General features: G+C 60.1%; 3 protein-coding genes and 1 pseudogene. 3 read left to right on the top strand and 1 reads right to left on the bottom strand.

Annotated elements, in window-relative coordinates; translation table 11 throughout:
• Window positions 1–6 precede the first annotated feature (6 nt).
• Genes ABX749_RS22050 through ABX749_RS22040 form a run of 3 tightly spaced genes read left to right on the top strand, consistent with a single transcriptional unit; the run spans window position 7 to window position 4,562 of the window.
• Window positions 7–147: a c-type cytochrome domain-containing protein gene (locus ABX749_RS22050; RefSeq protein WP_372897883.1), complete on the top strand. Its 141-nt coding sequence runs from the start codon at window positions 7–9 to the stop codon at window positions 145–147.
• A 36-nt stretch (window positions 148–183) separates the two neighbouring features.
• Window positions 184–3,093, top strand: coding sequence for a DUF1553 domain-containing protein (locus tag ABX749_RS22045; RefSeq protein ID WP_372897882.1), 2,910 nt, complete (start codon window positions 184–186; stop codon window positions 3,091–3,093).
• Window positions 3,090–4,562: a DUF1501 domain-containing protein gene (locus ABX749_RS22040; protein WP_372897881.1), complete on the top strand. Its 1,473-nt coding sequence runs from the start codon at window positions 3,090–3,092 to the stop codon at window positions 4,560–4,562. Before ABX749_RS22045 ends, ABX749_RS22040 begins: the two co-directional genes overlap by 4 nt.
• Before the next feature lie 31 nt (window positions 4,563–4,593).
• Here the strand turns inward: ABX749_RS22040 and ABX749_RS22035 are convergent.
• A pseudogene (locus ABX749_RS22035) lies at window positions 4,594–4,843 on the bottom strand (hypothetical protein); the annotation flags it as partial.

The raw sequence follows: 4,843 nt of genomic DNA, 5'->3' as shown, positions 1-4,843 counted from the left end.
CGCGACATCCGCCCGATCCTGTCGGAGAACTGTTACCACTGTCACGGCCCCGACGCTTCCGCTCGACAAGCCGAGTTGCGGTTGGACACCGAAGAAGGTGCGAAGGAATGGGCCGTCGTTGCAGGGGATGCCGAGTCCAGCGAGTAGGTGGCGAGGATTTTCAGCGACGATCCCGAGACATTGATGCCCCCCGCGGACAGCGAACGCGCGCTGACGGACAAACAAAAACAATTGATTCGCCGCTGGGTCAATGAAGGCGCCTCATACCAAGCCCACTGGTCCTTTCAAACGCCGCTCGCCCGCCCCGTGCCCGTGGTGGCCAGCGACCGGGCCGTCAACCCGATCGATCACTTCGTTCTTCACCGACTGCAACAACACTCGCTTCCACTCGCACCGGCCGCCGACAAAGAAACGTTGCTGCGCAGAATCACGTTCGACCTGATCGGGCTGCCGCCGACGATTGCCGAACTCGATGACTTCCTGGCCGACACCTCCACCGGAGCCATCGAAACAGTGATCGACCGACTGTTGGCCGATCCCCGCTACGGCGAACGAATGGCCGCCGATTGGTTGGACGTGGCGCGGTACAGCGACACGTACGGCTACCAGGTCGATCGCGATCGCTTCGTGTGGCCCTACCGTGATTGGGTAGTCGATGCGTTCAATCGCAATCTTGGCTACGACCAATTCCTTCGCCAACAGCTCGCCGGTGATTTGTTGCCCGACGCGTCACGCGATCAGATCCTGGCGACGACCTTCAATCGCCTGCATCCGCAAAAGGTCGAAGGCGGCAGCGTTCCGGAAGAGTTTCGGATCGAGTACGTCGCTGATCGAGCCCAGACCGTCGGAACCGCGTTCCTGGGGTTGACGATGGAGTGCTGTCGATGCCACTCGCACAAGTACGATCCGATCACGCAAACCGAGTACTACCAGCTCTCCGCGTTTTTCGCCAACATCGACGAAGCCGGCTTGTACTCCTTTTTCACGCCGTCGATTCCGACGCCGACACTGCCTCTGCCCAGCGATGCCCAAGCGATTCGTTTGTCACAACTGGAACGGGAGATCGATTCACATCTGGCACGCTATCGCAAAGCCTGTGAAAAAGACATCGACATCCAGGCCTATCGCGATCTGCTGGAAACAAACGCTGCGCCGGCAGATGCGCCCGAAACGGCGGCGCCTGGCGAATCGAACAGCGAGGGCAACGCTGCAACCGATCCGGTCGATCGGCTGTATTCCACGTCCCTGTATGCCACGCCGATCGAATCGCTGGACTTCGAATCGCCACCGTCGGCGCCCAACCAATCGGTGCCGGGAATCGCAGGCAACGCCGTTCGCTTGACCGGCGATGACGTCGTCAATCTCAAGACGGGGAATTTCCGTCGCGACCAACCGTTCTCGGTTTCGTTGTGGATCAAGACGCCCGATGTCAAAGACCGCGCGGTCATTTTCCATCGCTCCCGCGCTTGGACCGACGCCGCCAGCCGCGGCTACCAGTTGTTGATCGAAGACGGGCACCTGAGTTGGTCGTTGATCCATTTTTGGCCCGGCAACGCCATTCGTATCCGCACTCCCGATCCCATTCCCGTCGGTCAATGGGTTCACGTCGTCGTCACCAACGACGGTTCCAGTTCGGCGGACGGATTGTCGATCGCCATCGACGGGCAACGTGTTCCGGCCGTGACGGTGCGTGACCATTTGACCAAACAGATCACCGGAGGCGGTGGCGATCACTTGGCGATCGGGCAACGCTTTCGCGATCGCGGATTCACGTCCGGCGAAGTCGATTCGTTTCACGTGTTCGATTGTGAATTGACCGACCTGGAGATCCAGCGTCTCGCCGAGCCCGACGAAACGTTGACTTGGGTCCACTCGGCATCCCAGGACTGGACGCCAGCGCAACGGCAAATCGTGTCCGACCATCTGCTGCGGCGACACGACACCGAACTGGCACAACACCGCGAGAAACTCGGGCAAGCCAGACGCGCGTCTTATCAGTTGCAGGATCAGATTCAAGAGATCATGGTGATGAAAGAGGCACCGGGGATCCGCACCACGTACCGATTGGAACGCGGAGCCTACGACGCGCCGGCCGAACCGGTCACGCCCGGCACCCCCAAAGCGATTCTGGGCTTGGACGATTCCACGCGAAAGGACCGATTGGGGCTGGCGGATTGGATGTTGCGCCCGGACCATCCGCTGACCAGTCGCGTCGCTGTTAATCGACTCTGGCAGCTCTGTTTCGGTGTCGGTCTGGTTCGAACTCCCGAAGATTTTGGCAGCCAAGGCGAACCGCCCACGCACCCGGAATTGCTGGATTGGTTGGCGATCGATTTCGTCAACAGCGGTTGGGACATCAAACGCATGATCAAACAAATCATGATGTCAGCGACCTACCAGGCAGCCAGCGAGCACCCGGATCCGGCGGTTTGGAATCACGATCCCGAAAACCGATGGTTGTCCCGCCACAACGCCTACCGGCTTCCCGCCGAGATGTTGCGCGACCAAGCCCTGGCACTCTCGGGACAATTGGTTTCCAGACTCGGCGGCCCGCCCGTCAAACCCTATGAAGTCGAAGCGTCGTTCAAACCCTCCAAACGCGATTCGGGCGAAGGCCTTTATCGCCGCAGCATCTACACCTATTGGAAACGCACCGGACCGGCGCCGGCGATGATGACCCTGGACGCTGCCAAACGTGATGTCTGTCGCGTCCGGCGTGAACGAACCTCGTCGCCGCTGCAAGCGTTCGTGTTGCTCAACGGTCCCCAGTACGTCGAATCGGCACGCGTCTTGGCCTTTCGTTTGATCACTGAACAGGGTGACGATTCCGACGCCGTGCTGTTGGCTGCCTTTCGGACGTTGACCAGCCGTCATCCGACCGATGCGGAAACCCAGGTCATCAACGAATTGTACGCCGACCAGCTCGCCTATTTCCGCCGGCATCCCGACCGCGCCAAAGAATACTTGTCGGTCGGGGAGCTTCGGTTTGACAAACACGACAGCGTCCCGTCATCCGATCAAGCCGCGTTCGCCGCGACCGCTGTCGTAATCGGGACCCTCATGAACTACGACGAAAGCGTGATGAAACGATGAAAGAAAACTCACCCCTCCATCCGAGTCAAACGTCGATGTTGCGCCGCGAGTTCTTTGCCGCCGGCGGACTGGGAATGGGCAGCCTGGCGATGGCGGCGATGGCCAGTCGTGATGCGATCGCCGCTCCCGCGACCGATCCGGCGCACCGGGCGCTGGGGCTGCACTTGCCGCAACGCGCCAAACGGGTCATCTATCTGTTCCAATCGGGTGCGCCGAGCCAATTGGATTTGCTGGACCACAAACCGCTGCTCAACGAACGACATGGAACCGAATTGCCGGCCTCGGTGCGTGGCGGGCAACGATTGACCGGGATGAGCGGCAATCAATCCAGTTTGCCGCTGGTCGGTTCGCCGTGGAAATTTTCGCGTCACGGTCAGTCGGGCGCGCAACTCAGTGAACTGATGCCGCACTTGGCTGGCGTCGCGGACGAATTGTGCATTGTGCGGTCGATGCACACCGAAGCGATCAACCATGGCCCCGGCGTCACGTTCGTGCAAACCGGCAGCATGTTCCCCGGGCGTCCCAGCATGGGAGCGTGGCTGGACTACGGACTCGGCCGCGAAAACGACGACCTGCCTTCGTTCGTCGTCATGGTCACCAAAAACAAGGGCGGCCAACCACTGGTGTCGCGGCTTTGGGGCAGCGGCTTTCTGCCCAGTCGCCATCAAGGCGTCCGTTTTCGCAGCGGTAAAGATCCCGTGTTGTACTTGAACAATCCCGAGGGGATCGATCCAGACAGTCGACGCAGTGCCATCGGTGCCCTTTCCAAATTGCATCAAATCAAACTGGACCAAACCCACGATCCGTTGGTCCAAGCCAGGATCTCGCAGTACGAACTCGCCTATCGCATGCAATCCAGTATTCCGGATGCGACCAACTTGAGCGACGAACCGGAAAGCACGTTCAAGCTGTACGGCGACGACGCAAAGAACCCCGGCACGTTCGCAGCCAACTGTGTCTTGGCTCGGCGGCTGGCCGAGCGCGGCGTACGGTTCATTCAACTGTATCACCCGGGTTGGGACCACCACGGCGGAATCCAAAACGGCTTGCCCCGGCAATGTCGCGAAACCGATCAACCCTCCGCGGCACTGCTGGCCGATTTGAAACAACGCGGCATGCTGGACGACACGCTGGTGATTTGGGGCGGTGAATTCGGCCGCACCAACTATTGCCAAGGCAAACTTTCGCCCAACAGCTTTGGGCGAGACCACCATCCACGGTGCTTCAGCGTTTGGATGGCCGGCGGAGGAATTCGGCCGGGCATGACCTACGGTGCGACCGACGAGTTCGGATACAACATCGCCGAGAACCCCGTCCATATCCACGACCTGCAGGCAACGATCCTGCATCAACTGGGCATCGACCACGAACGATTGACGTTCAAGTACCAGGGCCGAAACTTCCGCCTGACCGACGTCCACGGCAAGGTCCAACACGCCCTGATCGACCCGATCCCGACCGTGGGATAGGCAATCGTCACGCACAGCGTGACCTACTTCGCTACTTTGTTTCCATCGCTTCGCGCAAGGCATCGGCCAACTCACGCAGCTCCGTTTCGGTAAACGCTTTTTTGCCAGCCAGTCGTGCCGCCCGCTTGGTCCATGCGACGTCGATGCCCGGCGGCAGATCTTCCAGCGCGAACGCCAATGCTCCCGGCACGCCTAAGAAATTAAACTCGTCGGCGTCGACATGAATCTGACGTGTTTCGTTCGTGTTCCACTTCGTCACGCGCATCGGCTGATTGATGATT

Origin of the sequence: Stieleria sp., from assembly GCF_041595215.1 — a bacterium.
In the GTDB taxonomy this organism is placed as follows: domain Bacteria; phylum Planctomycetota; class Planctomycetia; order Pirellulales; family Pirellulaceae; genus Stieleria; species Stieleria magnilauensis.
This window is presented reverse-complemented; position numbering and strand designations above follow the sequence as displayed.